The sequence below is a fragment of the Synechococcus sp. PCC 7335 genome (genome assembly GCF_000155595.1).
GTDB lineage: Bacteria > Cyanobacteriota > Cyanobacteriia > Phormidesmidales > Phormidesmidaceae > Phormidesmis.
In genome coordinates, this window is the sequence record NZ_DS989904.1 from 1,208,909 (window position 1) to 1,235,571 (window position 26,663).

27 protein-coding genes are annotated in these 26,663 nt (G+C 49.3%); 13 read left to right on the forward strand and 14 right to left on the reverse strand.

From position 1 onward, the window contains the following. Position 1: 1 nt before the first annotated feature. The 3 genes from S7335_RS05400 to hisIE form a co-directional block, all read right to left on the reverse strand. Positions 2-1,708: an alpha/beta hydrolase gene (locus S7335_RS05400; protein WP_227499952.1), complete on the reverse strand. Its 1,707-nt coding sequence runs from the start codon at positions 1,706-1,708 to the stop codon at positions 2-4. 117 nt (positions 1,709-1,825) lie between these two features. Continuing rightward, positions 1,826-3,910: an NAD-dependent DNA ligase LigA gene (gene ligA, locus S7335_RS05405; protein ID WP_006454695.1), complete on the reverse strand. Its 2,085-nt coding sequence runs from the start codon at positions 3,908-3,910 to the stop codon at positions 1,826-1,828. A 127-nt stretch (positions 3,911-4,037) separates the two neighbouring features. Continuing rightward, entirely contained in the window at positions 4,038-4,682 is a 645-nt protein-coding gene (gene hisIE, locus S7335_RS05410) for a bifunctional phosphoribosyl-AMP cyclohydrolase/phosphoribosyl-ATP diphosphatase HisIE (protein WP_006456474.1), read from the reverse strand. 248 nt (positions 4,683-4,930) lie between these two features. On the opposite strand from hisIE, the gene hemL reads away from it, so the two are divergent. From hemL to S7335_RS05435, 5 genes are all read left to right on the forward strand, one after another. Continuing rightward, positions 4,931-6,232 (forward strand): glutamate-1-semialdehyde 2,1-aminomutase, encoded by a 1,302-nt coding sequence (gene hemL / locus S7335_RS05415; protein WP_006453604.1) that lies wholly within the window; start codon positions 4,931-4,933, stop codon positions 6,230-6,232. Positions 6,233-6,246: 14 nt separating this feature from the next. Further along, the gene (locus tag S7335_RS05420) at positions 6,247-7,008 is read left to right on the forward strand and encodes a HEAT repeat domain-containing protein (RefSeq protein ID WP_038017175.1); all 762 of its coding nucleotides are present in this window, start codon (positions 6,247-6,249) and stop codon (positions 7,006-7,008) included. 87 nt (positions 7,009-7,095) lie between these two features. Continuing rightward, entirely contained in the window at positions 7,096-8,877 is a 1,782-nt protein-coding gene (locus S7335_RS05425) for a sodium:solute symporter family protein (protein WP_006455533.1), read from the forward strand. Positions 8,878-8,945: 68 nt separating this feature from the next. Beyond that, entirely contained in the window at positions 8,946-9,134 is a 189-nt protein-coding gene (locus tag S7335_RS05430) for a hypothetical protein (protein WP_006454108.1), read from the forward strand. A gap of 23 nt (positions 9,135-9,157) precedes the next feature. Beyond that, complete coding sequence (locus S7335_RS05435; RefSeq protein ID WP_006453877.1) at positions 9,158-9,655, forward strand: N-acetyltransferase; 498 nt, start codon at positions 9,158-9,160, stop codon at positions 9,653-9,655. 120 nt (positions 9,656-9,775) lie between these two features. Here the strand turns inward: S7335_RS05435 and S7335_RS05440 are convergent, their stop codons facing one another. The 4 genes from S7335_RS05440 to ebsA all read right to left on the reverse strand — a co-directional run bounded on the left by S7335_RS05440 (position 9,776) and on the right by ebsA (position 12,815). After that, positions 9,776-10,267 (reverse strand): YajQ family cyclic di-GMP-binding protein, encoded by a 492-nt coding sequence (locus S7335_RS05440; protein ID WP_038015693.1) that lies wholly within the window; start codon positions 10,265-10,267, stop codon positions 9,776-9,778. Positions 10,268-10,416: 149 nt separating this feature from the next. Then, on the reverse strand, positions 10,417-10,932 hold the full coding sequence (locus tag S7335_RS05445) for a hypothetical protein (RefSeq protein ID WP_006454377.1): 516 nt from the start codon (positions 10,930-10,932) through the stop codon (positions 10,417-10,419). Positions 10,933-11,072: 140 nt separating this feature from the next. Then, positions 11,073-12,176: a phosphotransacetylase family protein gene (locus S7335_RS05450; RefSeq protein ID WP_006455905.1), complete on the reverse strand. Its 1,104-nt coding sequence runs from the start codon at positions 12,174-12,176 to the stop codon at positions 11,073-11,075. 264 nt (positions 12,177-12,440) lie between these two features. Further along, positions 12,441-12,815 (reverse strand): type IV pilus biogenesis protein EbsA, encoded by a 375-nt coding sequence (gene ebsA, locus S7335_RS05455; protein WP_038015696.1) that lies wholly within the window; start codon positions 12,813-12,815, stop codon positions 12,441-12,443. Between the two features lie 197 nt (positions 12,816-13,012). Here ebsA and S7335_RS05460 point away from each other — a divergent pair, with 197 nt between their 5' ends. Continuing rightward, entirely contained in the window at positions 13,013-14,440 is a 1,428-nt protein-coding gene (locus tag S7335_RS05460) for a glycosyltransferase family 2 protein (protein WP_006457563.1), read from the forward strand. 72 nt (positions 14,441-14,512) lie between these two features. Here the strand turns inward: S7335_RS05460 and S7335_RS05465 are convergent, their stop codons facing one another. After that, positions 14,513-15,319, reverse strand: coding sequence for a tryptophan-rich sensory protein (locus S7335_RS05465; protein WP_006457528.1), 807 nt, complete (start codon positions 15,317-15,319; stop codon positions 14,513-14,515). Positions 15,320-15,392: 73 nt separating this feature from the next. Further along, positions 15,393-17,060 carry a glycosyltransferase family 39 protein gene (locus S7335_RS05470; RefSeq protein ID WP_006456683.1) on the reverse strand — a complete coding sequence of 556 codons (1,668 nt, stop codon included), beginning with the start codon at positions 17,058-17,060 and terminating at the stop codon, positions 15,393-15,395. A 561-nt stretch (positions 17,061-17,621) separates the two neighbouring features. Between S7335_RS05470 and S7335_RS05475 the strand changes: the two genes are divergently transcribed. After that, positions 17,622-18,155 (forward strand): DUF4149 domain-containing protein, encoded by a 534-nt coding sequence (locus S7335_RS05475; RefSeq protein WP_006455642.1) that lies wholly within the window; start codon positions 17,622-17,624, stop codon positions 18,153-18,155. Between the two features lie 113 nt (positions 18,156-18,268). On the opposite strand, the gene S7335_RS05480 is transcribed toward S7335_RS05475, so the two are convergent. The 3 genes from S7335_RS05480 to S7335_RS05490 all read right to left on the reverse strand — a co-directional run bounded on the left by S7335_RS05480 (position 18,269) and on the right by S7335_RS05490 (position 19,598). After that, on the reverse strand, positions 18,269-18,610 hold the full coding sequence (locus tag S7335_RS05480) for a TMEM165/GDT1 family protein (protein WP_006457295.1): 342 nt from the start codon (positions 18,608-18,610) through the stop codon (positions 18,269-18,271). A gap of 122 nt (positions 18,611-18,732) precedes the next feature. Then, positions 18,733-19,059 (reverse strand): TMEM165/GDT1 family protein, encoded by a 327-nt coding sequence (locus S7335_RS05485; RefSeq protein WP_227500047.1) that lies wholly within the window; start codon positions 19,057-19,059, stop codon positions 18,733-18,735. 125 nt (positions 19,060-19,184) lie between these two features. Continuing rightward, complete coding sequence (locus tag S7335_RS05490; protein WP_369791674.1) at positions 19,185-19,598, reverse strand: YkgJ family cysteine cluster protein; 414 nt, start codon at positions 19,596-19,598, stop codon at positions 19,185-19,187. Positions 19,599-19,803: 205 nt separating this feature from the next. Here S7335_RS05490 and psb30 point away from each other — a divergent pair, with 205 nt between their 5' ends. Beyond that, positions 19,804-19,905, forward strand: a complete 102-nt coding sequence (gene psb30, locus S7335_RS05495; protein WP_369791686.1) for a photosystem II reaction center protein Ycf12/Psb30 — start codon at positions 19,804-19,806, stop codon at positions 19,903-19,905. A gap of 147 nt (positions 19,906-20,052) precedes the next feature. On the opposite strand, the gene ispD is transcribed toward psb30, so the two are convergent. Then, positions 20,053-20,745: a 2-C-methyl-D-erythritol 4-phosphate cytidylyltransferase gene (gene ispD, locus S7335_RS05500; RefSeq protein ID WP_038015698.1), complete on the reverse strand. Its 693-nt coding sequence runs from the start codon at positions 20,743-20,745 to the stop codon at positions 20,053-20,055. A 155-nt stretch (positions 20,746-20,900) separates the two neighbouring features. Between ispD and S7335_RS05505 the strand changes: the two genes are divergently transcribed. Together S7335_RS05505 and S7335_RS05510 are read left to right on the forward strand one after the other, a co-directional pair. Beyond that, positions 20,901-21,872, forward strand: coding sequence for a glycosyltransferase family 9 protein (locus tag S7335_RS05505; protein WP_006455276.1), 972 nt, complete (start codon positions 20,901-20,903; stop codon positions 21,870-21,872). Positions 21,873-22,003: 131 nt separating this feature from the next. Continuing rightward, positions 22,004-22,624 carry a hypothetical protein gene (locus S7335_RS05510; protein WP_006454621.1) on the forward strand — a complete coding sequence of 207 codons (621 nt, stop codon included), beginning with the start codon at positions 22,004-22,006 and terminating at the stop codon, positions 22,622-22,624. Between the two features lie 28 nt (positions 22,625-22,652). Here S7335_RS05510 and S7335_RS05515 read toward each other — a convergent pair whose 3' ends face one another. Continuing rightward, the gene (locus tag S7335_RS05515) at positions 22,653-24,242 is read right to left on the reverse strand and encodes a CPBP family intramembrane glutamic endopeptidase (protein ID WP_006456997.1); all 1,590 of its coding nucleotides are present in this window, start codon (positions 24,240-24,242) and stop codon (positions 22,653-22,655) included. Positions 24,243-24,453: 211 nt separating this feature from the next. On the opposite strand from S7335_RS05515, the gene cobO reads away from it, so the two are divergent. The 3 genes from cobO to S7335_RS05530 all read left to right on the forward strand — a co-directional run bounded on the left by cobO (position 24,454) and on the right by S7335_RS05530 (position 26,608). Further along, positions 24,454-25,134 (forward strand): cob(I)yrinic acid a,c-diamide adenosyltransferase, encoded by a 681-nt coding sequence (gene cobO / locus S7335_RS05520; RefSeq protein WP_006456811.1) that lies wholly within the window; start codon positions 24,454-24,456, stop codon positions 25,132-25,134. 114 nt (positions 25,135-25,248) lie between these two features. After that, on the forward strand, positions 25,249-26,205 hold the full coding sequence (locus S7335_RS05525) for an ABC transporter ATP-binding protein (protein ID WP_006454848.1): 957 nt from the start codon (positions 25,249-25,251) through the stop codon (positions 26,203-26,205). Between the two features lie 187 nt (positions 26,206-26,392). Further along, positions 26,393-26,608, forward strand: coding sequence for a lipopolysaccharide assembly protein LapA domain-containing protein (locus S7335_RS05530; RefSeq protein ID WP_006455040.1), 216 nt, complete (start codon positions 26,393-26,395; stop codon positions 26,606-26,608). Positions 26,609-26,663: the final 55 nt, after the last annotated feature.

Here is a 26,663-nt window from a genome sequence, read left to right on the forward strand (position 1 = left end):
GTTACTTAACCTGTTCTGCTAACTGCTCTGGCGTAAGTTCTGAGATTAAGCTAAGCGGAATTTCTGGCTGACTAAAGCGAGTTGTGAAGGCGCTGGTGAGCACAGAAGCATATTCCTCTTCGCCTTTAAGGTAGGTATTGAGAAAGGCCAGACTCATTGCCTCAGTATAGTCTTGAGCAATTTCAGGATAAGGCCCGACGACTGCAGGGGGCAGATCAATCGCTTCTGTTCCAGTAATATCAATGGTTGAAAAGTGAGTTGCCCCTTGCATTACTAGCAGAAAGTGATCAGCCGTAGTCAACCATGTGAATGGCTGGATCTGTTCAGGCAGAGCCGGTGCGATCGTGTCGTTACTACCTGCTATCAGCAGCAGCGGAATGTCTATTTCAGAGAGACCTTCTGGGCCAAACAGCTTACTAGTGATCGGGTTAATAGCGACCACAGCACGAATACGAGGATCTCGGAAGCTAAGACTCGTGCTGAAACTATTTTCCTGTGAAAGTTCGACGGCTTGACACTGCAGAAGTAGTGAGACGTTAAAGCTTAGCTCTGTGAGCGGACAGTCTGTTCGCAGCTGTTCGAGATTAAGCGGTGCACCCGCTACCGCAAGGGCCGTATATCCGCCAAGGGATTGACCAATGACGCCAACATTATTGAAGTCGATGCGTCCGCCGTCTTTCTCAAGTAAGTTATCTCTTTGTTCTAGCTCGTCTAATACCTGCGAGATCATCTCAGGGCGATCGACAAACTCATCGGTATCTACCACTTCGTTCCTAAACCCAGCGAATAGCCCGGAGACCTGTTCATCGCTGCTACCTCTATGCTCTATGTTGATCACCGCGAAGCCGTGCTCAGCTAGGAACTCCGCGAGATAGGCGTAGGTATTACGGTCATTGCCAAGTCCGTGAGAAATCACAACCGCTGGCCAAACAAAGTCGTCTCTTCGCATAGCGCTATGGAGAAAGCCGGTGGAGAAGGTCGGTATATAGATATCGACGGGGCGATCGCTTGCCTTTGTCCGGATCGGCTGACGTCTGACTTGAAAAGGACCCGGTTCTGTGACTAGTTGGGTGAGTCTAATAGCAGAGGTATCGCCGGGGAGATCTTCAGTCGCTCTTGCTAGAGAAAGCTGTTCGACTAGTTGTAGTGCAGTATCTGACTGTTGAAATGCGGCATCGAACTGGCGGGCGATCGCAATCCCTTGACGGATATCTACTCGCAGCACTGGCGTGGGAAATCGTTGAATCACATTCAACAGGGTTAATCCTTCTTCTGGATCAGCTGCGGACAATATCGCTGCACCCCGCAACCCACTTGCGCCAGATAGCCGGGCGCCTGTTCGAAAAACTTCTCCGATCTGTTGGAGTATATATTCCCCCTGTGCGGTGTAGCTAAATTGTGAGACGGTCGTCACATCTGTATCTACTCGCTCTGTTAGAATCTCGCGGGCTCGATTCAAGCTGGCTGCATCGAGCTGACGTAGATAAGGTAGATAGGCGGAAAATTCTTCGGTGATAATGCCCTCTTTCGCATAGAGCGTCAAAGAATCAACAGAAAGAGACCGTTCAATCCCTGATCCCAGATAAAAGACAATCTTTTCAGCCGCCTGTCCAGGTCTAGCTGCTTGAGGAGAGAATGCGATGACCGCTTGCAATAGTCCTATTCCTAGGCCCCATACCCCCTGCTTGAAAAATCTTTGCTGAAACAAAAATGAGAATAGTGAATAGGGCCCTGATTGCAAGATCCACATAGATAGTCAGTCGGCTAGTTCCATCTGCCAATAGTTAAAGTAGCTCATAGCGCTATCACTCGGCTCAAAATCAGATTAAGAACTGCTGAGAAGTTCTATCAGCTCAGCTTCTGTCAGTTGTTTTAGCCCTAGTTCGTCTGCCTTTGCCTGTTTGGACCCAGCATTCTCGCCAACCACAACATAGTCTGTCTTAGCACTTGGCGCTCCGCTTACCCTACCGCCTGCTGCTTGAATCTGAGCTTTTGCCTCAGCACGTTTTAGGGTTGGCAAGGTACCCGTAAGTACAAAACTCTTACCCATCAAAGGCTGTGGCCGCTGATCAATTTTCTGAGGGGTCGCTTCTAATTGAAGCCCCGCTGCCTCTAGTCGGGCGATCAGCTGTTGATTGGCCGGTAGCTGAAACCATTGCCGGACAGATTGTGCGATTTCTGGGCCAATACCGTAGATTTGGGCGATCACGCTTTCATCTGCTGCTGCTAGCATCGCCACCGAGGGAAATCTATTGGCCAAAATTTGAGCATTGGTACTGCCTACTAGGCGAATCCCTAATCCGTAGAGAACCTTAGCCCAGGGCTTTTGCTTTGAAAGGGCGATCGCCTGCAAAAGTTTGTTTGCTAGCTGCTTGCCCATCCGTTCCAGCGGCAACAGATCTTCAAGCGTGAGGTCATAGAGATCCGCAATTGAAGTCACAACGCTTTGATCGATCCAGCTTTGAACCAACCGTTCGCCCAAGCCGCTGATATCCAACGCATCCCGGCTTGCCCAATGTCGCAGGCTGCCGCTCAAGATGGCCGGGCAAGATTGATTCACGCAGCGAGTGACGGCTTCACCTTCTGGTTTGACAACAGGCTGATCGCAAACTGGGCAGTTCGTTGGTAGCTGATAGGCTTTTGCGCCTTTAGGCCTTAGATCACTCAGCACGCGAACGACTTCGGGAATAATCTCTCCTGCCTTTCGCACCACCACCGTATCGCCCAGATGCAGATCGAGTTCGATGAGGCGATCGGCATTGTGCAAGGTAGCTCGTGAGACGGTAGTGCCTGCTAATTGCACAGGACTCAGTTCAGCAACGGGCGTAATCGCACCCGTGCGCCCTACCTGAACGGTGATTTTATTCAGCGTCGTCGGGACTTCTTCGGCGGGATATTTAAGGGCGATCGCCCAGCGCGGAAATTTGTTGGTAAAACCCAGTCGATCTTGCAGTTCAAAGCTATCGAGCTTAACGACAACTCCATCGGTTAAATAAGGCAGATCGTGGCGCTTTTCTTCCCACTCATCGTAGTAGCTAGCCACTTCTGCTGCACGCTGGCACAGCTTACGGTGGGGATTGACCCGAAATCTAAGCGTTTGCAGAAGATCGAGTGCGGTCCATTGAGTTGTCGGCGCGTCTAGATCGCCCGTGCCTTCTGGCATCAGCACTGTATAGGCAAAAAAATCAAGCTGACGTTCGGCGACGATTTTAGCATCGAGCTGACGGAGCGTTCCCGCCGCCGCGTTGCGCGGGTTGGCAAAGAGCGCTGTCCCTTCGGCCTGACGCTTTTGGTTAATATCATCGAATACATCTAGCGGCAAAAAAGCCTCACCACGCACTTCAACAACAGGCGGCGGCGCTTGGCCATTCTCTATGTGCAGTCGCAAGGGAATTGTGCGAATCGTGCGAACGTTCTGAGTGATATCTTCGCCGGCAATGCCATCACCACGGGTCACGCCGCGTATGAGCATGCCATTCTCGTAGGTGAGGGCTAGGGCATTCCCGTCAATCTTGAGTTCGGCGACGGCGGTCGTTTCACCTACGTCGGGCTCTAGTCGCTGCCAGCGCGCCTGCCAGTCTAAATACTCTTCGGTGTCGAAGGCATTTTCAAGGCTGTAGAGCGGAATATTGTGGCGAACGGAGGTAAATTGTTCTGCGGGCTCGGCCCCGACTCTTTGGGTAGGACTATCTGACGTCTGTAGCCCTGGGTATTGATCTTCTAGCGTTTGTAATTCTCGGTAGAGCCGATCGTAAACCGAATCTGGCAGCTCAGGTGCGTCGAGCACATAGTAGGCATAGCTAGCTTTTTGAAGCTGCGATCGCAGCTCAGCCGCTCTTGTCTCAATCTCTAGATCAGGTGGTAGCCCAGCTGTCTGGGCGGATGCTCGCTCAGCCTGTTCTTGCACCACTTCACCTCCTATTGTTGGTAGTTTATTTGTACTAATGCCGTGTTAATTATGCCCTGATAACGACTATGCTGTCCAACTCCAGGCGTTTTGGGCTTTTATCGCTCTGTTTTGTCGTCTCGATTGAAGTTTATCGTCTCGATTGAAGCTTGCGATAGACATCATTGAGATCTACGTTGTGGTGGGCGATCGCCACGAGCGTGTGATAGAGCAGATCGGCCACTTCCCCAGCAATCTCATCAGGTGCGTTATCTTTACAGGCCATGACGACCTCGACAGCTTCTTCACCGATTTTTTGCAATATTTTATTATCGCCGCCCTCAAAAAGCTGGTTAGTGTACGATCCCGGTTGAGGATTTTGCTGGCGATCGCGAATCACACTGAACACCTGCGAGAGCGTATCCGCAGGCGGCGGCAGAACCCCCTGAGTCCCGTCCAAGTCAATCTGATGAAAACAGCTGCGCTCTCCGGTATGACAGGCAACATCGCCCACCTGTTCAATCGTGACTAATAGCGCATCGCTATCACAGTCGTAGCGTAAGCCCCGGACCTTTTGGATATGGCCAGAAGTTGCTCCTTTATGCCACAATTCCTGGCGCGATCGGCTCCAGTACCACACCTCACCAGTGGCCATCGTTTTTTGCAGCGCGTCGGCGTTCATCCAAGCCATCATCAGCACGGTGCCATCTAGATAGTCTTGAGCGATCGCAGGCACTAGTCCCTGCTGATTAAAGCGAATCTGATCGATTGGAACAGTGCCCGAGAACGGAGTCATAGCTGGTTAAGAGTTAGCAGAAATATAGTCTCTATGCTACAGGCTGAGCGAGTGTTGAACCTTGTGTTGTTGCTATAGCACTTCATTTACTCAGCTAGCGACTGCTCGATTGGTGGTTGCCTAGGGTTGCTTGATTACCCGTATTAATTAACAAGGTCGTAACATTACGACACTATTCAAAAACAAAAGCGAACTCAACCCGCTACGATAAAAAACACTGCTTTTCAACACTCATTCAGGAGCGCGCTTTGGTTAGCACCACGACCCTAAAAACAACCAAGTCTGACGAGATTTTCTCAGCGGCTCAGTCTCTAATGCCCGGTGGCGTCAGTTCTCCCGTTCGTGCTTTTCGTTCTGTTGGCGGTCAGCCCATCGTCTTCAAACGGGTTAAAGGCGCCTATGTTTGGGACGTAGACGAGAATAAATATATTGATTACGTGGGCACCTGGGGCCCGGCGATTTGTGGTCACGCTCACCCAGAGGTACTAGAAGCGCTTCATGCTGCTCTCGATAACGGGACCAGTTTTGGTGCGCCTTGCCAGTTAGAAAATGTGCTAGCTGAAATGGTGATTGATGCGGTCCCTAGCGTTGAGATGGTCCGTTTTGTTAACTCGGGTACAGAAGCCTGTATGGCAGTGCTGCGCTTGATGCGTGCCTTTACTGGTCGTAACAAAATTATCAAGTTTGAAGGCTGCTACCATGGCCATGCTGACATGTTCTTGGTCAAGGCTGGTTCTGGGGTGGCGACGCTTGGTCTGCCGGATTCGCCTGGGGTTCCCAAAGCAGCGACGGCTGATACCTTAAATGCACCCTACAACGATTTAGAAGCCGTCAAAAAGCTCTTTGCCGAGAATCCTGACGCGATCGCCGGCGTGATTCTAGAGCCCGTTGTCGGTAACTCTGGGTTTGTCACTCCCGATGCTGGCTTTCTAGAAGGGTTAAGGGAGATTACCAAAGATAACGATGCGCTTTTGGTGTTTGACGAGGTCATGACTGGCTTTCGCATCTCCTATGGAGGAGCTCAGCAAAAGTTCAATGTCACACCTGATTTGACTACTATGGGCAAAGTCATCGGTGGTGGCCTGCCCGTCGGCGCTTATGGCGGTCGCCGCGAAATCATGGAAATGATCGCCCCTGCTGGCCCTGTTTACCAAGCCGGTACGCTTTCTGGAAATCCTTTAGCGATGACCGCAGGCATTAAAACGCTTGAGATTTTGCGGCGCCCAGATACTTATGAACAGCTAGAGCGAATGACTAAAAAACTCAGTGAAGGCTTGCTAAAGGCTGCTCGTGAGGCGGGTCATGAAGTTACCGGTGGTAGTATTAGTGCCATGTTCGGTATGTTCTTCACCGGCTCGCCCGTCCACAACTACGACGATGCTAAGACCTCTGATTTAGAAAAGTTCAGTCGCTTCCACAGAGGCATGTTAGAAGAAGGTATCTACCTAGCACCCTCTCAGTTTGAGGCAGGGTTTACCTCTCTAGCGCATACTGATGAAGACATTGAGCAAACAATTGCTGCTGCGAGCCGTGTGTTTGCGGAGATTTAGACGATGCAGTGAACATATACGACGACGAACTATCAGTTTTAGAAGCCGAGATTGGCGGCGCTAGCCCACATGATCCGCTCGATCTGATTGCCCTTGCTGGGGAAGAAAATGAGCCAAAGCCGGATGCAGATGTGATGCTGGCGCTGCTGTATCATCCAGATAGTCAGCAGCGAATGTTCGGTGCCAGGGCGTTTTGCGATATTGAAGACAATAGAGCGATCCCTTTCTTGATTGGCCTATTAGGTGACCCATGCCCCTTGGTGCGTGTCAGCGCGGCCAAAGCGCTAGGCCACAACACGAGCTCAAACGCTGTAGAGCCCTTGATAGCCCAATTCCATCGAGACTGGAATGGCTATGTCCGCAAAGGGGTGATCTGGGCACTGGGCAACAGTCATGATGCGCGAACGATCGACACGCTCATTGATGCACTCAAGCATGATATTGCGGCAGTACGGCTGTGGGCAGCGAGTGCGTTAGGCCAAACGCCCAAAATCAACTATGACTGCATGATTAAGGCGATGCCTGCTCTGATTGGTGGATTACGCCGAGATGCTGTGGCTGCAGTCAGGAGCAACTGCGCCTGGGCAATTGGACAGATTTGTGTGGAGCTGCCGTCGAACGTGGTTTACGCGACGGCCATCGATGCGCTGATTGAGGCGTTTGCAGAAGATGATGAGTTCGGGGTGAAAGAAGATGCTCGCTCTGCGATTCTAAGTGTGGGCGACTCTCGTGGACTGCAGGTAATCGAAGAGATTGAGCAGGACGGCTATTTCTAGAAACCTCTAAGGAGTTTCTAAGGGTAGAAGGTTCTAGCATGGCATGATTGCAGGACGTTGACTGCTGGCATTACAGGTGACCAATCCATGCAACCTATCGACTGGCTGATTGTTGCTAGCTACCTAATTTTGACGCTGATCTTAGGGGCGTATCTCTCTAGCCGAGCGCTTAAGCACAAGCGCAGTCTCCTTGATGGCAGGCGATCGCCTGCCTGGTGGCTATTGGGCACAAGTATGGCGGCGACGACGTTTTCTGCTGATACGCCGCTGTATATTGCTGGTATCGTGGCTAATCGTGGGATTGCGGGCAATTGGGAATGGTGGTGCTTTGGCTTTGCTCATGTACTCATGATCTATCTGTTCTCGCGCCTATGGCGGCGCTCAGAGATTGTGACCGATGCAGAGCTAACTGAGCTGCGCTATGGCGGGAAACCGGCAGCGGTGCTGCGTGGGGTGAAAGCTTTTTTGTTTGCAGTGCCGCTCAACTGTTTGGGTATTGGCTATGCGATGCTAGCGATGATGAAGGTGATGGCTGTTCTACAGTCAGGGCCTGGCATAGACGCATTAGCGGGTGGTCCGAAGCTATGGAGTGCGATCACGCTTACCATCGTGGTGATTATCTACGCTGCCTGCTCTAATCTTTGGAATGTGGTTGCCACAGATTTCTTTCAATTTTCTGTCGCACTGCTTGGCTCCCTGGTGGTTGCGGCTGTCTCTGTCAATGCAGTCGGCGGTATGCGTCCGCTGGTTGAACAGCTCAGCGCCAGTAACCCTGAGATGCTGACCTTTGTCCCACTTCGATTCGATCAAGGGATTGAATGGAGCGCTTTAGCAGCGATTCCCTCAAGCACTTTTCTTGCCTATGGTTTTTTACAGTGGTGGTCTTTTCGGCGCAGCGACGGCGGTGGTGAGTTTGCGCAGCGATTAGCCACCTCAAAAACGACTGTAGATGCTGAGAAAGCCGCTTGGCTGTTCAGTGTCTTACACTATGTCGTGCGGACCTGGCCCTGGATCGTGTCAGCGCTAGCAGCAGTTATACTCTATCCAGATTTGGTGGACAAAGAGCTAGGCTACCCGCTGCTGCTAGTCGACTATCTTCCCTCTGTGGTTTTAGGTGTGGTCGTCACCTCTTTGATTGCGGCCTTTCTAAGCACAGTCTCCACCTTAATTAACTGGGGCGCAGCTTATCTTACAACTGATGGGTATGTTCGGTTTTTGAGCCCGAGAGCAACGGCTGGCGAGCAGCTGCTGGTGAGTAGAGGGGCTTCGATTTTGATTGCGCTCCTGGGAGGAATGGTCGCTTTTATCTCAAGCGATATTGCCACCATTTTTCGACTGGTGATCGCTGTCGGTACAGGCCCAGGACTAGTGCTGATCTTGCGTTGGTTCTGGTGGCGAATTAACGCGGCCACCGAGCTAGCGGCCGTAGTCGTTGGGTTTGTCGCTGGGCTAGTCACTAGCGTTGGTCCAAGTGGATTAGTGATAGAAGCGTTTGGCTTACGGCTGCTGGTGATTACCGCTGTAACAACGCTGGTGTGGGTAGTGACTATGCTAGTGACCCCAGCGGAGAGCGATCAGGTACTCGATTGCTTTTTTGCCCAGATCCGCCCAGGCGGGCCAGGTTGGAAAAAGCAGAGACGGCGTACGGGCCTAAAGCCCCTGCAGAATTTGGTTTTAGATGGGCAAAAAGCGGTAGCGGCACTGCTAGTGCTGTTTGGATCTCTGTTTGCGGTAGGCGGGTTTTTGCTGTTGCAATCCTTCACCGGCTGGCTGTCTTTGATTGTTGCGGTAGGCAGCGGTCTTTGGCTGCGCCGACTCACCAAGCAGCCTGCTTTTTCGACACCTCGTCCTGGTATCGAAGATGGTTAGAACGTATCGAAGCTAAACCGCTAAGATAGAGACAGAGATTTACATAACTTTAATCAAGCTGCGCAGCTATGGGTTTTTTCCGTCAATATATTGCACCATTGTTCATTGTGCTGATTTTTGCGATCGCTCTATTAGCTGTTAGTGCTCGGATTTTTCTACCTAGCGACATGATGGCGCCTGCGCCTATAGAAGAACCTATCTCTGTCCTTTTAGAGCATGACTATGTCAGTACAAACCCTATGCACTTACTTACCTAGCACGCTTACTTACCTAGCACCTAGTGCCTATCCCATTTAGCGTTCCTGAATACCGACTAGAATCTGGCTCTACGCTAGATAGAGCCCGTTTAGTTAAGTTCATGCAGCGTGCCTATCGTGAGTTAGGCACAACTGAAACGGGTAATCATCTAGCTGATACTGTCAGTCGACACTTTACTGCTAGTTCCAAACTATGGTGGCTCATTGGTCCAAAGTCATCTCTATCAGGTGGTTTACCAGGACTCCAACGCCATGAGCCGGTAGGTTGCTTGTGGTTAGGTGAATCTATCGATCAACGCAACGGGCATAGGCAAGCGTACGTTTTTTTGCTCTATATAGCAGCCTCGCATCGTCGCAAAGGACTGGGAAGCGCTCTCATGCGACATGCTCACAATTGGGCAAAAGAACAAAATTATCAGCAGGTTAGTTTGCAAGTATTCGAGGACAACAACGCGGCTCTTAGCCTGTATCAGAAGCTCGGCTACACGCCTCAGGCAAGATGGATGTCTTTAGATATTTGAGAAAATATCCTAGACACTGATTATCTATGTCCTTATTGCTTTGGAACTTATTGTTTTAAGTCGTTTTGTTCTGAGTCGTTATCGCTTGGAAGCCTTTTAGAGTCTGATCGCAATAAGGGCTTATCGATAATTGTTGAATTGCAAAGCCATGGGCCAGTCCTCGGCTTTAATCATTTGCATAGCTTCTTGCAGGTCGTCTTTGCTCTTGGCTGATATCCGAACAGAATCACCCTGGATAGATGCCTGTACCTTCTTGAAATTATCCTTGATCAGCTTAGAAATTTTCTTAGCATCTTCTTTTTCAATTCCCTTTTTCAGCTTGATTTCTTGCCGAACCCGACTACCACTAGCCGCGTCAATCTCACCAAAGTCGAAGATCTTCATCGACAAGTTACGCTTCGCCGCTTTGGTCTGAATCAAAACATGTATAGCTCTTAGCGTCATATCGCTATCGGTTTCTATATCGATAGTGTCTTCTTTGAGATTTATTTCTGTCTTGGTATCTTTTAGGTCGTAGCGGCTTTTGATTTCGCGGCGGGCCTGATCGAGCGCATTGACTAATTCCTGTCGATCAAAATCACTGACTACATCAAACGATGAACTAGAAGCCATAGGGAAAGCAAAGGCAAACAACAACGCTCAACCAGACACAAGATTTTGAGCGTCTATGATCAAACGCATCTGAAAACAAACGCATCTAGGCATACACTCAACTTGAGGTTAAACGTACTTGATCATAGCGAGAGATATACGCTACCTGCTTAATCAAAATAAAATAGCGTTACAATCTTTCGCTGGTCCTCAGCATCCTGACAGGTTTTTAATAGTGTCACGCTATCGTGAAATGCAAAACAAATGAGTTGCTGACATCGACTGATAATTTCGCGGTTGCACATCGCACTAGCATCCGCGAGCGGCAGCATATCATTCGTTGAATTTTCAACCAAATTGGCAACCATTTCCAGCTGATCGCGAGATTCTCTCGGCTGCTTTTTCAAACTTTGCGGCAAGATCACTGTCAGCAAGTTCGGATCTGCCTTCATAGCACCTCTAATGGCTGCTGAGTTAGTCCCAGCGGCCCCAGACGTAATCAATCGATTACCCCCTAGCACGAGCGCATAGCTCATAAGCTCAATCAGCCGCTGATGAGTAATCGGCACATGACGAGAACCCAAAATAGCAATACGCTTCGAGCCAGATTGCTGAATTGTCGCCAGCTCTTGCAAAAAGTCATCTACTTTGACAGAATCAAGCGGATTTTCGACGGACTGACTCAATGGCTACCTCGGGGACTAAAAAGATGTAGAAAATCGACTATGCAATAGTACCAAACCCTTTAAACTCTGCCAAAATCGTCTCATTCCACCAGCATCGCCGTGACAAGCAGGGGAATCGCAGATCTAAATGAAATGAGATACTAAGCTGTTACAGCCGGAGCTAGCCCTAAGGCGTTCATCATCCGCTCAATATCAAAATGTTGTTCCATTAGATGCTTGATGCAGGCTACTTTGATTGGTTCATGCAGACGCACTTGATCAAAGGCCTGTTCAATCTTATCCACGGTTGTTAGCGTATCAAAATCGACAGATAAGATGGGCACTTCTACGTCGTTTGCTCTGTCTAGAATGTCTTTTCTAGGCGATAGTCTGCCCGTAAGTACTAAGCATTGGGTCGAGCTTTCTAGTGCGGCCATCTGGATATCAAATCTATCCCCTCCTGTGACAACCACCATATTGTGAGCTTGGTTAAAGTATCGGAGCGCTGAATTAGCATTCATAGCTCCGATAGAGATTTCTTCTACCATCATCTGATCGATGCGCTCAGGCTTGTTCAGAATTTCTGCGTTGAGTTGGTCTACGAGCGCACCTACACTGACACTGCGCATAATGGCGGTTCTTGGTAAAATGCCAAATACCTTGATGTCATGCCGTTCTAAGTAGGCACGAACTGAGGTGTTAGCGACTTTCATCAGGTCTTTAGGCACGTCGTTAATCACAACGCCGATGAGCTTATCGCCTAGCTTTTTCTTAGCAGCTAGCAGCTTGTCGACGACTAGTGTGGAATGATAGCGAGCCACTAGCATGACTGCAGCTTGAGTCGTTTCGGCGATATCTGGCAACGAAAGTCCAAATAGAGAGCCCTCTTCTAGGTTACCTGGCCCTTCCATAAGTAGAATATCTTCGCCCTGTGGCGCTAGGGCGGTAGTGACTTCTGGCCCATTGAGTCGTTGCTCTTGAGAGAGCTGCTGTTGGATAGTGGGCTCGTCTAGTACGAAGAGGGTCGGACGAATACGGTCTGCGCCCAGCTCTAGGGTCTGTGAAATGAATCGAACGTCTTCGTCGAGGTTGCTATCCGAGTTGTCTTCGCTAGGGCAGGTGCCGATGGGTTTGGCATAGGCAACATCTAATCCTTGTGATCGCAGCTGCACAGCTAGGCCTAATACTGTGGCAGACTTACCGCTATACGCCTCGACTGACCCGATCAACAACTGTTTCGACGTTCGGACTAATGACTGGGGCACGCCCTTGACTCCTCGCAACTTACAAGCGCTGACCATACCTTATCTATTACCGACACCTAATGGCTTGGTTCAAAGGATACAAGCGCAAACCTGAAATTATTCTGACACGTTCGCTTGATAAGTCGCGAAAGAAAGCGAAAGAAAATTGAAAAAGCCAGACAATCCAGTCGGGAAATGGATCGTCTAGCTCTTTGCTAGAGGCACTACTAGAGGCACCGGGTAAATTTGGCTCTTACCAAACTTGATTCTTTGCTTCCTTTTACCTCATGCATTGATCCGCAGTAGCTTGCGGTAGAAGGCCTTATCAAAGTCTGGTGTCTTATTCTGATTCAAAGCAAAGATAATGCTGATCAAGCAATCTACGAATTCATAAGTCGGCATCGCGATTTCATAGGTGAGTTCAGCGTCGCCATCGAACTGCATTCGGCAGCGAGTAAGATCGGCTGGGAGCATGGAAGTATTCCATGTGGCTAGAAAGGCGATACTATCAGCTCCTTCAATTTTACGTTCGCCTTCTATGTTGCCTTGTTTGTATAGACCAATGGCATAGGGCAGAGCGTTGCGTCTTTTGCCTTGATAGTAGGGCAAAAACACACTGACTTCAGGTTTAGTAGCAGGCTGAATAGATTGAAGAGACATAGCTACAGAGGTGACGGGTGGCAGATGTTGAGTGTGCTGCAAGGAGGCTGATAGAAGATGCGTCGATAGACGATAACTGCCCTTGCTTTAGAATTCCCGTTTGCCGCTTCTAGCGCTCACTAATGCATGCTTATTGCTCATGAAGCGGTATGGTTAAAATGAAAGAATTTGTTAAGAGATCGAAACAATAAATACGCATGACGGATTTTGTTAAACCTGTGGAGTCTGAGCTGGACTTGGAGTCTGACTTTGTCCTAGATGATGATCTATTCGAGGGCTATTCTGGACGGCGGCTAAAAGCTGCGATCGCCCTCTCCGCTCTATGGCTGCTTACAGCCTTCCTCCACAAAGTGAGCTGGGGACATGAATTTGTCTTGATCGCGACTGTGGTCTTAGCTGTGTATGCGCTGCGCGTTATCTTTGCTAGGCCTCAATCTCCCCCTATTCCTTTGCCTAGCGTGGAGTCGTTGACCCAAACGTCCATCGATCGTGCTTCTCTAGAAGCGGTGGATGAAGCAGGTGAAATCCCTTTAGATTCAAAGTCTTGGCCATATGTTTCCCTGTTAGTTGCTGCTAAGAATGAGGAACAGGTGATCGGTTCACTGGTCGAATCTTTGTTGCATATCGACTATCCGACTGACCGTTACGATCTCTGGATTATTGACGATTACAGTACAGATGCCACACCAGAAATACTCGATAATTTGGTCAAGCGACATCGTCAACTCAACGTCATCCACAGAGGACCTGGGGCGATAGGTGGTAAGTCTGGTGCGTTAAATCTGGTCTGGCCGCAAACGAAGGGAGATCTACTAGCGGTTTTCGATGCGGATGCTCAGGTCTCTAGCGATTTACTGCGCTATGTGGTGCCGATGTTTGATCCGGAAAAAGGGGGTAAGAAGACAGGTGCCGTGCAGGTGCGTAAGGCGATCGCGAATGCCACTAAGAATTTCTGGACACGCGGTCAGAAGGCTGAGATGGCACTAGATTGCTATATGCAACAGCGGCGAATTGCGGTAGGCGGCATTGGTGAACTACGGGGCAATGGTCAGTTCGTTAGGCGAGAGGCGATCGCCCAGTGCGGCGGCTGGAACGAAGAAACCATCACCGATGATTTAGATTTGACTATTCAACTGCACTTGCAGCAGTGGGATATCGGTTTGCTATTTGCACCTGCCGTCGGTGAAGAGGGCGTTACGAATCCGCTTGCGCTTTGGCATCAGCGCAATCGCTGGGCAGAGGGTGGCTTTCAGCGCTATCTAGACTACTGGCGTCAGCTAGGAAAAAATCAATTGGGCTGGGGCAAGTCACTGGATATGTTAGGGTTTTGGATTATTCAATACATGTTGCCTTTAGTCGCGCTACCTGATTTAGTGATCGCGCTGATCCGCCGTCAGACGCCAGTCTATGCCCCGATTACGATACTGGCTGTCTGTATGTCTGGAATCGGCATGTTTACAACCTTGCGCCAGTCCGAGCGCACCTCTGTATGGAGCGCAATCGTGCAGACCATACGCGGGTCTATCTACATGCTGCATTGGCTAGTTGTGATCGGCTCGATGGCCATCCGAATTTCCGTGCGGCAGAAGCGATTGAAGTGGGTCAAAACTGCCCACGGCAGCTAGAGGCATTGAGCTAGATAGATTGAGCCGAACCGGTTGAGCCGAACCAGTCGAGCTATGTGATCTAAGTCCGGGTCATCTCAATTTGGATACCTTAATTTTGACAATAAGTACTGATAGGGCAACGGCTAGAGCTATGCCCACTATTGCGATCACCAGCAGGGTGCTATGGCGGATGGCGATCGCACTCAAGGCCCAAACGATCACCGCTGGATAAGAAACGTCCCTGTACTTCGAGGCTACTACCATTGCTAATCCTGTACTGATTGCCATCATGAAGACAGTTGCTAGCAGTCCGCCGCCGGAGGCGTTAACAGTGCTCGAAAACTCTCCTAAGTTCTCTAGGGGGACATCCATGACATAGAGCGCTCCGGCAATATTGACGATTGTAGCCACCGTAATCCACCCAAAGTAAATGCTAACCGGTGCCTGATATAACCAGCGTTTTTTCCAGGACGTCTGCACAGAGCGCGTGTTGAGATAGGCATACGCTAAGCACAGCCAGATACCCAGAATTAATAGGACAGATAGCCAGAACCGAAATGTCAAGAAGACATATATCCAGATGATTTGCAGCACGCACGCGCCGATAATTCCCCAAGAAGTCTTTTGAAAGGCGGGTTCATGCCGCTGAGCAGGGAGCGCTTGGTAGATGCTGTAAGCAATTAACCCAACGTAGATCAAACCCCAAATCGCGAAGGCAAAGCCTGCGGGTGTAATCAGCACGCCGCCTAATATCGTATTAGACACTTCCCCTGTGTTCTTTCCGGCAGGTGGATAGACATTAGAGATACCGTTGATGACGATCGCCATCAAAACTGCTACTACGGTCAGCCACTGCCGCACAATCTGTATCCTGGTCTGGCCAATAGATCTTTGCATAGCTAGTTCCAGTAACTAGCTCTAGTAAAACCTAAATGTAGTGCTAGCGACTTCCTCCCTTAATCCGTCTTATTCATTCCTTCGGCGGAACGAGTTTACAGATAGAGCCAAACTCGCTTTGTGTTTCTACCTGACAGTTGGCTTCAATATGCTTAGCTAGGGTTGGGTGCTCGTTCTGAAGTATGGGGGCTTGAGTTTGGGTGATCGCTAGCCAGTCTGCCCCCCTTCCCCTAAGATCCTCAAACATCTCGATAGAATCGCTCTCATCTTCTGGGAAAACGCTCCAGTCAATATCGTTATTAGCAGGTGGAAATGTCCAGCCTCGCCGCTGACTGTAATAAATCACGTTGGGATCGCCTAAGTCGCTAGACATTGAGACCACCATATCTCCAGGCTCAGAGATCTGTCGTAGCAGCTGTCCTAGCTCGTAGCTTTCTTCTCCATAGTGCCGACTGTACATCCCTTTGAGTCTCACATGACTCACTCCAGAGATGATCAGTAGAACAGCGACGATAGTGGTGATAAAAACAGTCTTTTGAGCAGATTTCCTAGGACTGTATGGTTGAAGCAGAGGAGAAAATACTGAGGCTAAAAGCCGACCGACTACTAACATGCCATGACCTGCTAGCGCAGCAACTGCCGGATTGAAAATATGAAAGTTCCAAGGATTGTCAATCAGCTCTCGAGCGCCAATGAAGTAGTACAAAGCGGCCGAAAATAACCACCAGTGAAAGAACCAAGGCGCCTTACAAGATGATTTTTGAGAAGAGAGAGTCGGCCTAGTGGCAAAGATTGGTTTGAGAGGGCTCTTTTCTAGGTTGCTCTTGAAGATTTGCTTGCCTGGCAAGACGACTATGCCAATTAGCAGCAAAATCATAATTGGCCATGTCCAGAGCCAATAGTAAGTGCTGCGTACAAAGTCTGGAATGAAGTAAAGCTCTTCAAACCATCGGCTGAACCCCTGCACCCAGATCCAATTAGCAGATCCGGCAAAGTGGTAGGGTGGATAGTTGCTTGCTAAATACTTAGCCCAAAGATAGTAAGCAACTATCGGCAGCAGCGATAGCGTGCCCGCGATCGCAATCGGAATTAAACGTTTGTAATTGAGTTCTCGCTTCTGGCGCAAAATCACAAACAGTGCATAGAGCAAAGGAATGCCTACCATCAGGCCAGTAATTTTCGAGAGTGCTCCCCAAGAAAAAATGACGGCAGCAAACAGAAGATAGCGCCAGCTCCCCGTCTGCAGGTGAGCCACCAATAGCCAGCAGCTGGTCGTCATCAACGCGGTCATCGCTGGGTCAGGCAAAAAGGAACGATCAATAAAAACGCCGCCAGGAAGAATGGCCATAATCGCAGCGCTGGCGATCGCCCGCTCGTCATCCCAGACGCGGCGAACAAGCTGGTAGAGCGCAAACACTCCCCAAACGCCAAATGAAGCTGCCACTGAGCGGCCTATCCAGTCCTGCTGACCAAATACTGTGTAGAGTAGCGCTGATACATAGCTAACGGTTTGAAACTCTCTACCTTGATAGTTGGGGCCTACCCCTCCCCAGCTCACCTCAGGGAAAAAGATGTTCCAATTTGTGCGGTAGTAATTGTCTGCCATCATGGCTGTGCTGGTCTGCCGCCAGCTAAACACATCCACGTAGGGTTGATCGATGTGATTGAACCGTAAGGCGATCGCTAATATCAGAATTGCAATTAGAAAGTATGTATGACGTCTCGGCCTTAGCGCTTTCATCGATTGCTTTCCTATGGAAGTCGTAAGTAAAAATCTGTCCAAAATTTAGAATATTCGCCTACAGCGTTATCTATACGAAGAGCGGCGATCACCGGCCGCACAATTAGAATGGGCCAGCTACTCTGCCTCTTTGCCGGCCTCTTTTGCCGGCCTGTGGCTAGTTAGTAGCTATCTACATATATGGAGGCTTCCCTCAAATTCCTGTTTAACCTAGAATGCGGCGCAAAGCGCCAACTTATGATTTCTTTTGCGCATACTTTTTGTGCTTTAATCCACAGCATCCTAAGACGAACTTGTCTCCCCTCTAAACACAGCCAAAGTCTCCTAAGATAAACTTCATCTTCTTGTAAGCCTCAAGAAAATTTTTTAGGGCTTGGGCACCTTGGCTTTAGCCGCTTAAGTAGTTGAGTTCGTTAAGTAATTGTTCAGTATTTTAAGCTGTGTGTTGCTGTACAAAGTTGTCTTACCTTGAATAGTCTTTATGCAAGAAATATTCACGGGAGACGCCAGGGAGTTTAGTTAAGGTAAAAGCATCCCTTCACCCCTTTGTAGGATTCGATTATGACTAATCTCTCTAATCTGTCTTCAAAGCTTTCTCGGCGTCAGTTTAGCTGGGATGCGTTTGTTCTGCTGCTAGTGACTTTCTGGCTAAGTAGTAGTGTCTTGCTAGACTTTGTCATGATGCCGATGATGTACGAATCTGGCATGATGAACACGCCTGATTTTGCGACGGCAGGCTACAGCCTGTTTTGGGTGTTCAATCGGGTTGAGATTCTATGTGCAGCGGCGATTTTGACCGGGCTGTTGGTGCTGCGTCAAAACAGGACTCAGTATGACGTGATCGCTAGTGGTTCTCGCAGTCGCTGGGCGCTTTGGCTAAGTGGTGCTTTGTTTGTGATTGCCTTGGTCTATACCTACCTACTCACTCCGCAGATGGGCGCACTTGGCCTTAATCTCAGTGGTGAGTTTTTTGACCCTATCACACCTCAAATGAACCTAATGCACCTACTGTATTGGGCGCTAGAAGCGACGAAACTAGCCGCTGCTGGTCTATTAATGAAGCTCTGCTATCGCGATATGGCCAACAGTCTATAAATAAGGCCTGTCTTAGCACGAGATACTGTCCGTCTCCGGCATATCCTTTGGAACGTCGATACCTATGAAACTTTGATGCCAACTTCGATGCCTAAGTGCGTTCTAGCTGTTGGCTAGTCTGCGCTAGGTATTTGATCAAGTAGGTCATCACTTAGAAGGCTGTTGGCTGTCTCTTTGGACGCTTCAGCTTCTGGCCACAGCAATCGCACTGCGAGGAGTCCGAATCCGATTGCCGCAATGCCTTTGACAATCTTTTCAGGCAGAAAGAGCGCTGTACTTTCGCCTAGAATCACGCTGACAAAAGAAGCCAATAGTAAAGCACTTGCAGATCCTAGAAAGACCGCTTTAGGGGAAGCAGAAGAGCCGCCAAGGGCCATCGCGGCCAGTTGACTTTTATCGCCTAGCTCAGAGATAAAGACTGCTGCAAATGTCACAAATAATAGCTGAAAATCCATTCTTACCTATGTAGATAGCCTTTGAAGAAGATAGCCTTAAATGCGTTTGCATTGTTCTTAGGACTTAGTGCTTAGACTCAACTAATGGGCCTAGCCCTTAGCATTAACTCTGCAAACTAGCTTCAAGAGCCAACAATATCACCAACTAACCCGATGGTAATCAGCAACAGTAGAATCCCTGCCCAAGTGTCTAAAGACTCTTCTGAAACGCGTTTGGATAGCCACTGACCTAGTAAAACTCCAATCAAGCTAGTTGATATTAACGCTAAACCCGCGCCAGCAAATACTATCAGCGGCGATTGTGATTCAGCGCTCATCAACATTGTGGTTATCTGTGTTTTGTCACCTAACTCTGCTAGAAAAATGGTGAGGAAGGTGGAGAAAAAAACGCTCCAAAAGCCATTGGTTGAACGCTGCTCGCCAACCTTGACGGCAGTCGGCGTTTCGATCGAATCATTTAGTCCCAGCTTGGTAGGTTCTAACCTGCTAGATTCAGAAGTCGTGGGCTTAGAGGTCACAATTTACCTAACTTCATAATTTTCTTATTATCTGTGATGACCTGCTGCTACTGCAATCATTGCTTGCTACTATCTGCTTCGCCCTCAATTGTAATCACCTGCGTATCTACACCAATCGCCTCGTAGAACCGATTCATCTCTGGGCTTATATTGCCGTATATAGCGTCAATTTGCTGCTCACAGCATTCAATCGCGAAGTCGTTGAGTTTGTCTGGTTCAATGTTGTAGAGCTGTTCAAACGTATCTGCTTGTACTCGGCAAAAGTTTGGCCGCTGATCGTAAATTGAGCAAGTTCGCTGGTCTTGGTTGTAGTGAATGCACCAGCCATCATCGCCGACCATACTCAGGTACAGACTGAGCTCAGTAGGTGATAGGTAGTCAGCAAGATCTGGCCTATCCGCTGGGCTAAGCTCACAGCAGGCACCACAGTTTTTTACACACTGCCAAGTTGCCATATTACTCACTTCCATACCTTACGTCTAATGTGTCCTAAATCTAGTGAAACTCGCCATAGCTAAGCAAACGACGGACCTTAGAATTTTGTAAACAAAGCTTAATGTGAGCCACCGCAAACAGGTACAATGCTGTGAAGTGAAATTGCTTGATGTGGTTCGGTTTAAACAGTTTGGAGGATAAATAGCTCTGTTGAATAGCGCTCTTTCTTTGATAAATAGTATCGATTTTGTTTTGATCGCTCAGCTAACGATGCTGGCACTAGTGGTGATCGCTGGCCCTGCGATTGTGTTTCTGCTGGCACTTCGGGGCGGCGATCTATAAAGTGCTCCTTCGGTTAATTCTTTCCTTAGCTGAGCTTGAACCGAATTTGTCAAAGGCCCTATGACTACCTTAGTGAAGTCATAGGGTTTTATTGATGTTATCTAATTTTCTATCAAGGACGCTCTTTCTCTATCAAGCGCGCTCCTTCTAGGCTGTGGTATCTTTCCGTTTTTGAAGGATGAACTGCGCGATCGCTAGATCCACTGGCGTGGTCACTTTCAAATTAGTCTCTTCTCCGTTCACTATGCTGACAGGGACACCGCATTTTTCCAATAGCGCCGCATCATCGGTTACCTGCCAACCTTCGCTTTGTCCTTTGGCGTGACACTGCTTTAGCAGCGCGACTTCAAATCCTTGGGGTGTCTGCGCGGCCCATAGCTGTGAACGATCTGGCGTGCTCGTGATCACGTTTTGCGCATTGACTTGCTTGATGGTGTCCTTCACAGGTACCGCGGCAATAAATCCTTTTGACGCTAGCGCCGCCTTAGCACAGCGATCGAACAGTGCTGGCGTAGCTAAACAGCGGGCCCCATCGTGAATCAAGACGTGCGTAGCCTGGTTTGGAAGTGCCTGCAGCCCGTTGAAGACTGAGGCTTGCCGGGTATCACCGCCCTGGATGAATTGAATGGGCTTCTGTATCTGGCACTGATTGACCATGGCCTCGATGTCCGGGCGATCTATGGGCTGGCAGATAATGCCAATCCACTCGAGGCTGCTAGCTGACTCTGCGGCGATCAAAGTCCAGGCAAGGATAGGACGCGACAGTAGGGGAAGCAGGAGTTTGTTGCGATCGCTTCCCATGCGACGGCCTACCCCGGCTGCTGGAATCAGTAAATGCATAGGATTTAGATTAGTGTTGCTTTGCTGCTGGTGACTGCTACTGGTTACATAGAACACCTTTTTGGGCTTATTTCAGTTTTATTTCCGTAGAATTTCGCTAAGCTCACCAGCGTCGCTTAGAATGATGAGCGGATAAAAATACGAATTTTAACCGCATGCGCATACTGGCCATAGTCCCTGGTGGCATCAGTGATCAGCTTTTGTTTTTTCCAGCTTTAGAAGATATTAAGCGGGTTTACCCAAATGCTGAGATTGGTGTTGTCGCCGAGCCCAAGGCATCTCCCGCCTACCGAGTCTCAAAAATTGTCGATACCATCATCCCGTTTTCGTTCTCGGCTGCTAATAGTCCCTCCGATTGGGCTAATCTGCTAGGCAATGTGCGTGATAGAGAATATGAAGTGGTGCTCACGACCGACCTGAGCTGGTCGATGGGCCTATTGCTCTGGCTTAGCGGCGTGCCAACTAGGGTAACGCTCGAAGGCACAAGCGCCCCTTACTTCTACACCAGGGTCCTGCCAGATAGTGCCCAATCCTCTCACTATCAAGCGGATCGCTATCATAATCTGCTATCGGCTATCGGCATTGAAGGACCTACGCCAGCACTATCGGTGAATGTGCCAGAAGCAGATCTAGCTTGGGCAAAGGAACTGCGCGATCGCCTTGGCCTCAAAGATGGCTATGTCTTGATGTATCCAGGTCCAGACACCGGTAGTGCTGAGGCAGGTGCGCGCTTCCCAGTGCCTAGCTGGCAGGCTGTGATTAAAGATTTTCGAGAAAAGCAGCCCCAGATGCCAATCGTACTCCTTCAAACAGAAGGCAGTATTCCACAAATCAATGCGCTAAGAGTCGGCGACGACAAACTAATTGTGGCCAACGCTGAGAATCTAGGTCAGGCCGCCGCCGTTATTGCGGGCGCAGATCTGCTGCTGACCCCTGATAGCTATGTTATGCAGCTATCAACTGCCCTTAAAGTGTTTACGTTAGCGTTGTTTGGTAAGAACAAGCCGGCGGAAATGCTGCCGGCAGCCAAAGGCGAAGAAACCCGTTTCTTAGGAATTGCTTCGAAAACAAATCTAATTGCTGATATCCCACCTGAGACAGTATTAGAAAAGGTCTGGGGAGGATAACCTTTCCTCTAGGCTACTCTGTATGGTTCCTGGTTGTGATGTTTTGTTCGGTCATCGTAGGCCAGCGCCGTACCAGTGCCGTAATATTGCGGTAGAGACCACTTGTTAAATCTAACCCCTTGATTAAAGCCATGGACCGTATCCAAGAACAGGCATCAGAGTTGTGGGAGCTTATCTTTAAAGATGAAACTGCTGAAACCTATCAGGCAGCCCTAAACTTAACAGGCAAAATTCTGACTGATACGGCCCGCCTTCTTTGGTTGATTATTTGCTCTGTTTTTGTCTTTGGTGCCTGGTTTAGCGATGCTTCTGTAAAGGCGGGCAACAACATCAGGCTCTGGCTAGATCGGCAAACGAATAGCGATACGACGACTGAAGCATCGAAGCCGCTGAGTGAGACTAGTAAAGACGTGCTTGACAAGAGTCGTACAGCTATCGTCAAGCTAGTGAATAAGGCCCGAGAAGAGCTAGGCCTAGAAGCAGAGCCCTTGCCGACACCTACGAAGAAAGCGGATGCTCTAGCCATTCCCGCTAAGACCGCCGTCCCCTCCGCTGCTCCAAAGGTCTCATCTGAGACAACCTCGCCAGTAGCCTCTCAGCCAGAATCCCAGACAGCATCGCCTCAAACGACCACCCCTCCAACTACAAAGGTAAGCGACAGCTCCTCTGAAGATTTAACGGACGATATGGTTGAAGAGGTGGTAGAAGACGACACGGCAGAGAGCTGGCCACCGCAGGCTACCGACGACTAGAGCACCGACGACTAGAGCGTCGCTGCCGCTAACTGCCACTGCCTAGCAGGAACAGACCAATCATAGTGATGCTATTCCAGGTGCTATGTAGCAGAATTGAAGACATCAAATTTCGCGACTTAGCGTACACGAATCCTAAGATAGCGCCTAGTACTGTCAGCGGTAAAACTTCTGAAAAACTTAGGTGTGCCGTCGCAAAAATCAAGCTGCTCAGCCCGATCGCTGTCCAGGTTGACATATAGCGAGTGAGCGAGGGAAGTAAAAACCCTCGAAATAAAATCTCTTCAAAAATAGGAGCGGCGATCGCAGCTGTAAACAAAAACATTCCTAGCGCCACCGGATCGCGCTCTTCTAGCACCAGCTGAAGGATCGGATTGTTCCCTCCTTGCCCTTGCCAAATCTGCTGATTCAAGGCTGAGACACCTAGCATCAGAGGCAGCGCTACAAGGTAACCGCCCCCTCCCCACAGCGGCCACCGACCAGCCAGCTCAAAGCGAAACCATGCTTTAGAAAGTGGTAAATATTGCCTGATAGCCCAGTACAATACGCCTAGCGTGCTTGCCGCCATCAATAGGTAGAACACCAGAGAGTACAGCGCTTTCCCTCGGCTGTTTAATCCTAAGATAGTGGCCGCTGCAGCTAAGCCTGAATCAGTTAGACTAGCAGTCTGTAAACTGCCTGATTGAGTAAGCAGCAACCCTACTTGCAAGACTAAAGGTAGCGCCAGCTGGCCGATAAATAAGAAGCCGCCGACAATAACTAGCCAAACCACTTCCCAATTCCAAGGCACTTCCCAAGGAGTCTGCGTAATCGCCAAGATAGATTCCTTCCCTCTGAGTATCCGCTGAGCGACTAGCGCAATCAATAGTCCAACACCTAGCAGACCCCCTAAAGAAGGCAGCAGGCTAATCACGCTAAGTCGGATTAGTGTACTCTCTGCGGTGTCGGCCTGTGTCGTTTCAACTTGCGCGAGTAATTCGCTTTGACCTGTTGTCTCATACAGCCTGGCAAGCGCCGACTCTCGATACCAGCCCCTAAGATTATTGTTAATCACATCTGCTGTTTCGGGGTGAGTAATTGGCGGATCTTTCCAAAGATCGGCAAGTACTGTAGCAGTGACTGTTGGCGCTGATAAAACTTTGCGAGTGTCTTTCGTACCCTTTTGAGATAGCTTCTTCCAAGTAGAAACAGCCTCTGCTACATCCCCTGTCTGCGCTTCTATCATCCCTAAGCGCAGATCGATTTGGTCAATTAAAGCCTCTTGCGACCTGGCAGTAGCCATCAGCTTTTGAGTGCGTTCAATATCTGGCCCCGGTGAGCTCTCAAGCTGCTGCTGCAAACGGGCAAGGCCGGTAGCCGCTTCTTTGCGTACCTCTTTGTATTGTTCAGTAGCCGATTCTAGGGCGTCTTCTCCAAAGACAGCTTGGCGAAACTGTTGAACTTCAGCCTCCGGCAAGCCGCTGCCGCTCCATTCGCTAGCTTGAACTAATAGGTCAGTTTGATAGAGCTGAAGCTGATTGCCAACCTGCGGTTCACCAAGACTGCTAAAAAGTGAATTCCCCATCACCCACGCCACGAGCAGTGTCAAAACAGAGAGAACAATTCGCTTAGGGGTCATGCTAGTGATAGTGGATGAAAAACTTATTATCGCACTTTGCTTCGTCGCGTGTTCCGCAGAAAATAACTGTCGCGCTCTAATTACAACTAATTACAACAAGTGAGCACAACAAGTGGAATCGTCTTGCGTCCCTAGTCTTGCTAAACTTACAAGATCTCGCTAATTCAGCGTCGGATTTTCTTCACAAACGGTATCCTTACGTTCTTTCTTTATGACTAGCTCAAATGCTTCTGATCAAACACAGCTCGACCAGACGGCTACCCAGTTAGATGAAGAAGCAACGCAGACAGGATTAAGTGAAGCCCAGTACAAGCGCAAAATGAAACGGCGCAAAGAGGTTCAGCAGGAGCGATTAGCCAGTCGTAGCGCAGAGAAAGGACTGATTGTTGTCAATACGGGGAACGGCAAAGGCAAGACGACGGCGGCGTTAGGCATGGTGCTGCGATCGCTTGGTCATGGGTTTAAAGTGGCGATTGTTCAGTTCATTAAGGGTGGCTGGGAGCCAGCAGAAAAAGCGGCCCTGAGCCATTGGCCAGATCAGCTGGCGTTTCATGCGATGGGTGAGGGCTTTACCTGGGAGACGCAAGATCGCGATCGCGATATCCAAACCGCTCAAGCCGCTTGGGAGAAGGCGCTGGCATACATTCGCGACCCAGACTACCGTACCGTATTGCTCGATGAAGTCAACATCGCTCTGAAGCTAGGATATTTATCCATCGATCAAGTATTAGCGGGCATAGAGGAAAAGCCCGAGATGAATCACCTCATCTTGACGGGTAGAGGCGCACCGGCTGAACTGATTGAGCGCGCCGATCTAGTCACGGAAATGACTTTGATCAAGCACCCTTTCAAAGAGCAAGGGATAAAGGCGCAAGCGGGCATTGAATTCTAGTACGGCTATTGCCCTTTCACTTGAGATAGCGGCCTGCGGAGTGAATTGGCCTAGCATCAGTAAAACTTAGTCCCTCGTGAGGCATTATGTGAAAGATAAAAATGCTAATCCTTAATGCTAAAAATTACTCGTCTTTCAAAGCAGTTCGGTGAGCGACAGGTGCTGACCGAACTCTCGCTAAGCCTACAGCCTGGAGAAATATATGGATTGTTAGGTCCAAACGGGGCGGGTAAAACAACTGCACTGAACCTGCTATGCGGCCTACTACAGCCAGATAGCGGGGAGATTATGGTTCAAGGCCGGCCAGTTGATCGCTCAACTAAACGAGTGATAGGGGTGATGCCTCAACAAAATCTGCTCTATCAGAGTCTAACCTGCGCAGAGAATCTAGCTTTTATTGCTCGCATTTACGGCCTAAACAAAAAAGAAACATCGCGCAGAGTGCAGATATGTTTAGAATCTGTGAACTTATCAGCGCGTTCTAATAGCGTGGTCGGTAACCTGAGTGGTGGTATGCAGCGGCGACTAAGCCTAGCAGCGGCAATTGTTCATCAGCCAAAGCTGGTAGTGCTTGACGAACCCTCTACCGGGTTGGACATCGAGGCAAGATACGAAGTCTGGGAGTTGATTCGCTCGCTAAAGCAGCAGGGAGTGACAGTGCTGCTGACAACACACTTGCTCGATGAGGTAGAGCGGCTATGCGATCGCATTGGCATTATCAAACAGGGCAGACTGCTTGCAGAAGGGACGCTTGAGCATCTACGCGAGCAAATCCCTGCTAAAGAAGTGGTAGTGATTGATACCGATGATGAGGTCGGTGTGATTGCCCGCGCCCAGTCTTACGGATTTACGCTTCGGCGCTATGGTAGAGATTTAGCCTTTTGGGTGCCAGAACTTCTAGAGCTCCCACAGCTGCTACAGCGCTTTTCCGGGTTGCCTATCAACTCAATTTCTCGTCGCGCCGTAGGGTTGGACCATATCTATCTAGAAGTCACTCAAAATCAATCCCACCACACGATTGGGCGTGAAGAAGAAATCCCGTCGCTAAAAGTAGCCTCTGCGGCTGTTTGAGTCTCTAAGCGTATCGCTTTCATAGAGCTTGCTTAGGATATATTTGAAGATTGCAATTGGAGATGTCAACCCTACCTGCAAGCCTGCAACTCTACTGCGTAGATGCTCCAATGCATCAGGCCATCTGCTATACCTTGTGTATGGTTGTTTTGCACAACGTTATCTGGTTCTAGCATAGGTTTGTGCCATGGTGAAGCTTTTGGTCGTGGTCATTTCGACAGTTTTGGTCATCTCGATTGCCATCCTTTCCGTTCAAAATGCTACCTTGATCCAGCTAACCTTTCTAAATGGTCAGAGCGTTCCTCTGCCCATTGGCATCTGGATTTCCTTGGCGCTAGGCGTCGGCATGCTAGGCAGCGCTCTACTGCTGAGTCTCTTGAGTAGAAAGAAATCAAGACCATAGCGTTTGTCACTTTTCAGTATAAGGACGCTCAGCTGTGAGACGGCTTTTTGCTGCA

Bases quoted from the DNA above. Each gene is read 5' to 3' on its own strand.
- hisIE (WP_006456474.1), bottom strand. From the start codon at position 4,682: ATGACTCCGTTCTCGGGCACTGTTCCAATCGATCAGATTCGCTTTAAT.
- S7335_RS05425 (WP_006455533.1), top strand. From the start codon at position 7,096: ATGCAACCTATCGACTGGCTGATTGTTGCTAGCTACCTAATTTTGACG.
- S7335_RS05430 (WP_006454108.1), top strand. From the start codon at position 8,946: ATGGGTTTTTTCCGTCAATATATTGCACCATTGTTCATTGTGCTGATT.
- S7335_RS05440 (WP_038015693.1), bottom strand. From the start codon at position 10,267: ATGGCTTCTAGTTCATCGTTTGATGTAGTCAGTGATTTTGATCGACAG.
- ebsA (WP_038015696.1), bottom strand. From the start codon at position 12,815: ATGTCTCTTCAATCTATTCAGCCTGCTACTAAACCTGAAGTCAGTGTG.
- S7335_RS05460 (WP_006457563.1), top strand. From the start codon at position 13,013: ATGACGGATTTTGTTAAACCTGTGGAGTCTGAGCTGGACTTGGAGTCT.
- S7335_RS05465 (WP_006457528.1), bottom strand. From the start codon at position 15,319: ATGCAAAGATCTATTGGCCAGACCAGGATACAGATTGTGCGGCAGTGG.
- S7335_RS05470 (WP_006456683.1), bottom strand. From the start codon at position 17,060: ATGAAAGCGCTAAGGCCGAGACGTCATACATACTTTCTAATTGCAATT.
- S7335_RS05475 (WP_006455642.1), top strand. From the start codon at position 17,622: ATGACTAATCTCTCTAATCTGTCTTCAAAGCTTTCTCGGCGTCAGTTT.
- S7335_RS05480 (WP_006457295.1), bottom strand. From the start codon at position 18,610: ATGGATTTTCAGCTATTATTTGTGACATTTGCAGCAGTCTTTATCTCT.
- S7335_RS05490 (WP_369791674.1), bottom strand. From the start codon at position 19,598: ATGGAAGTGAGTAATATGGCAACTTGGCAGTGTGTAAAAAACTGTGGT.
- ispD (WP_038015698.1), bottom strand. From the start codon at position 20,745: ATGCATTTACTGATTCCAGCAGCCGGGGTAGGCCGTCGCATGGGAAGC.
- S7335_RS05505 (WP_006455276.1), top strand. From the start codon at position 20,901: ATGCGCATACTGGCCATAGTCCCTGGTGGCATCAGTGATCAGCTTTTG.
- S7335_RS05510 (WP_006454621.1), top strand. From the start codon at position 22,004: ATGGACCGTATCCAAGAACAGGCATCAGAGTTGTGGGAGCTTATCTTT.
- S7335_RS05515 (WP_006456997.1), bottom strand. From the start codon at position 24,242: ATGACCCCTAAGCGAATTGTTCTCTCTGTTTTGACACTGCTCGTGGCG.
- cobO (WP_006456811.1), top strand. From the start codon at position 24,454: ATGACTAGCTCAAATGCTTCTGATCAAACACAGCTCGACCAGACGGCT.
- S7335_RS05525 (WP_006454848.1), top strand. From the start codon at position 25,249: ATGCTAAAAATTACTCGTCTTTCAAAGCAGTTCGGTGAGCGACAGGTG.
- S7335_RS05530 (WP_006455040.1), top strand. From the start codon at position 26,393: ATGGTGAAGCTTTTGGTCGTGGTCATTTCGACAGTTTTGGTCATCTCG.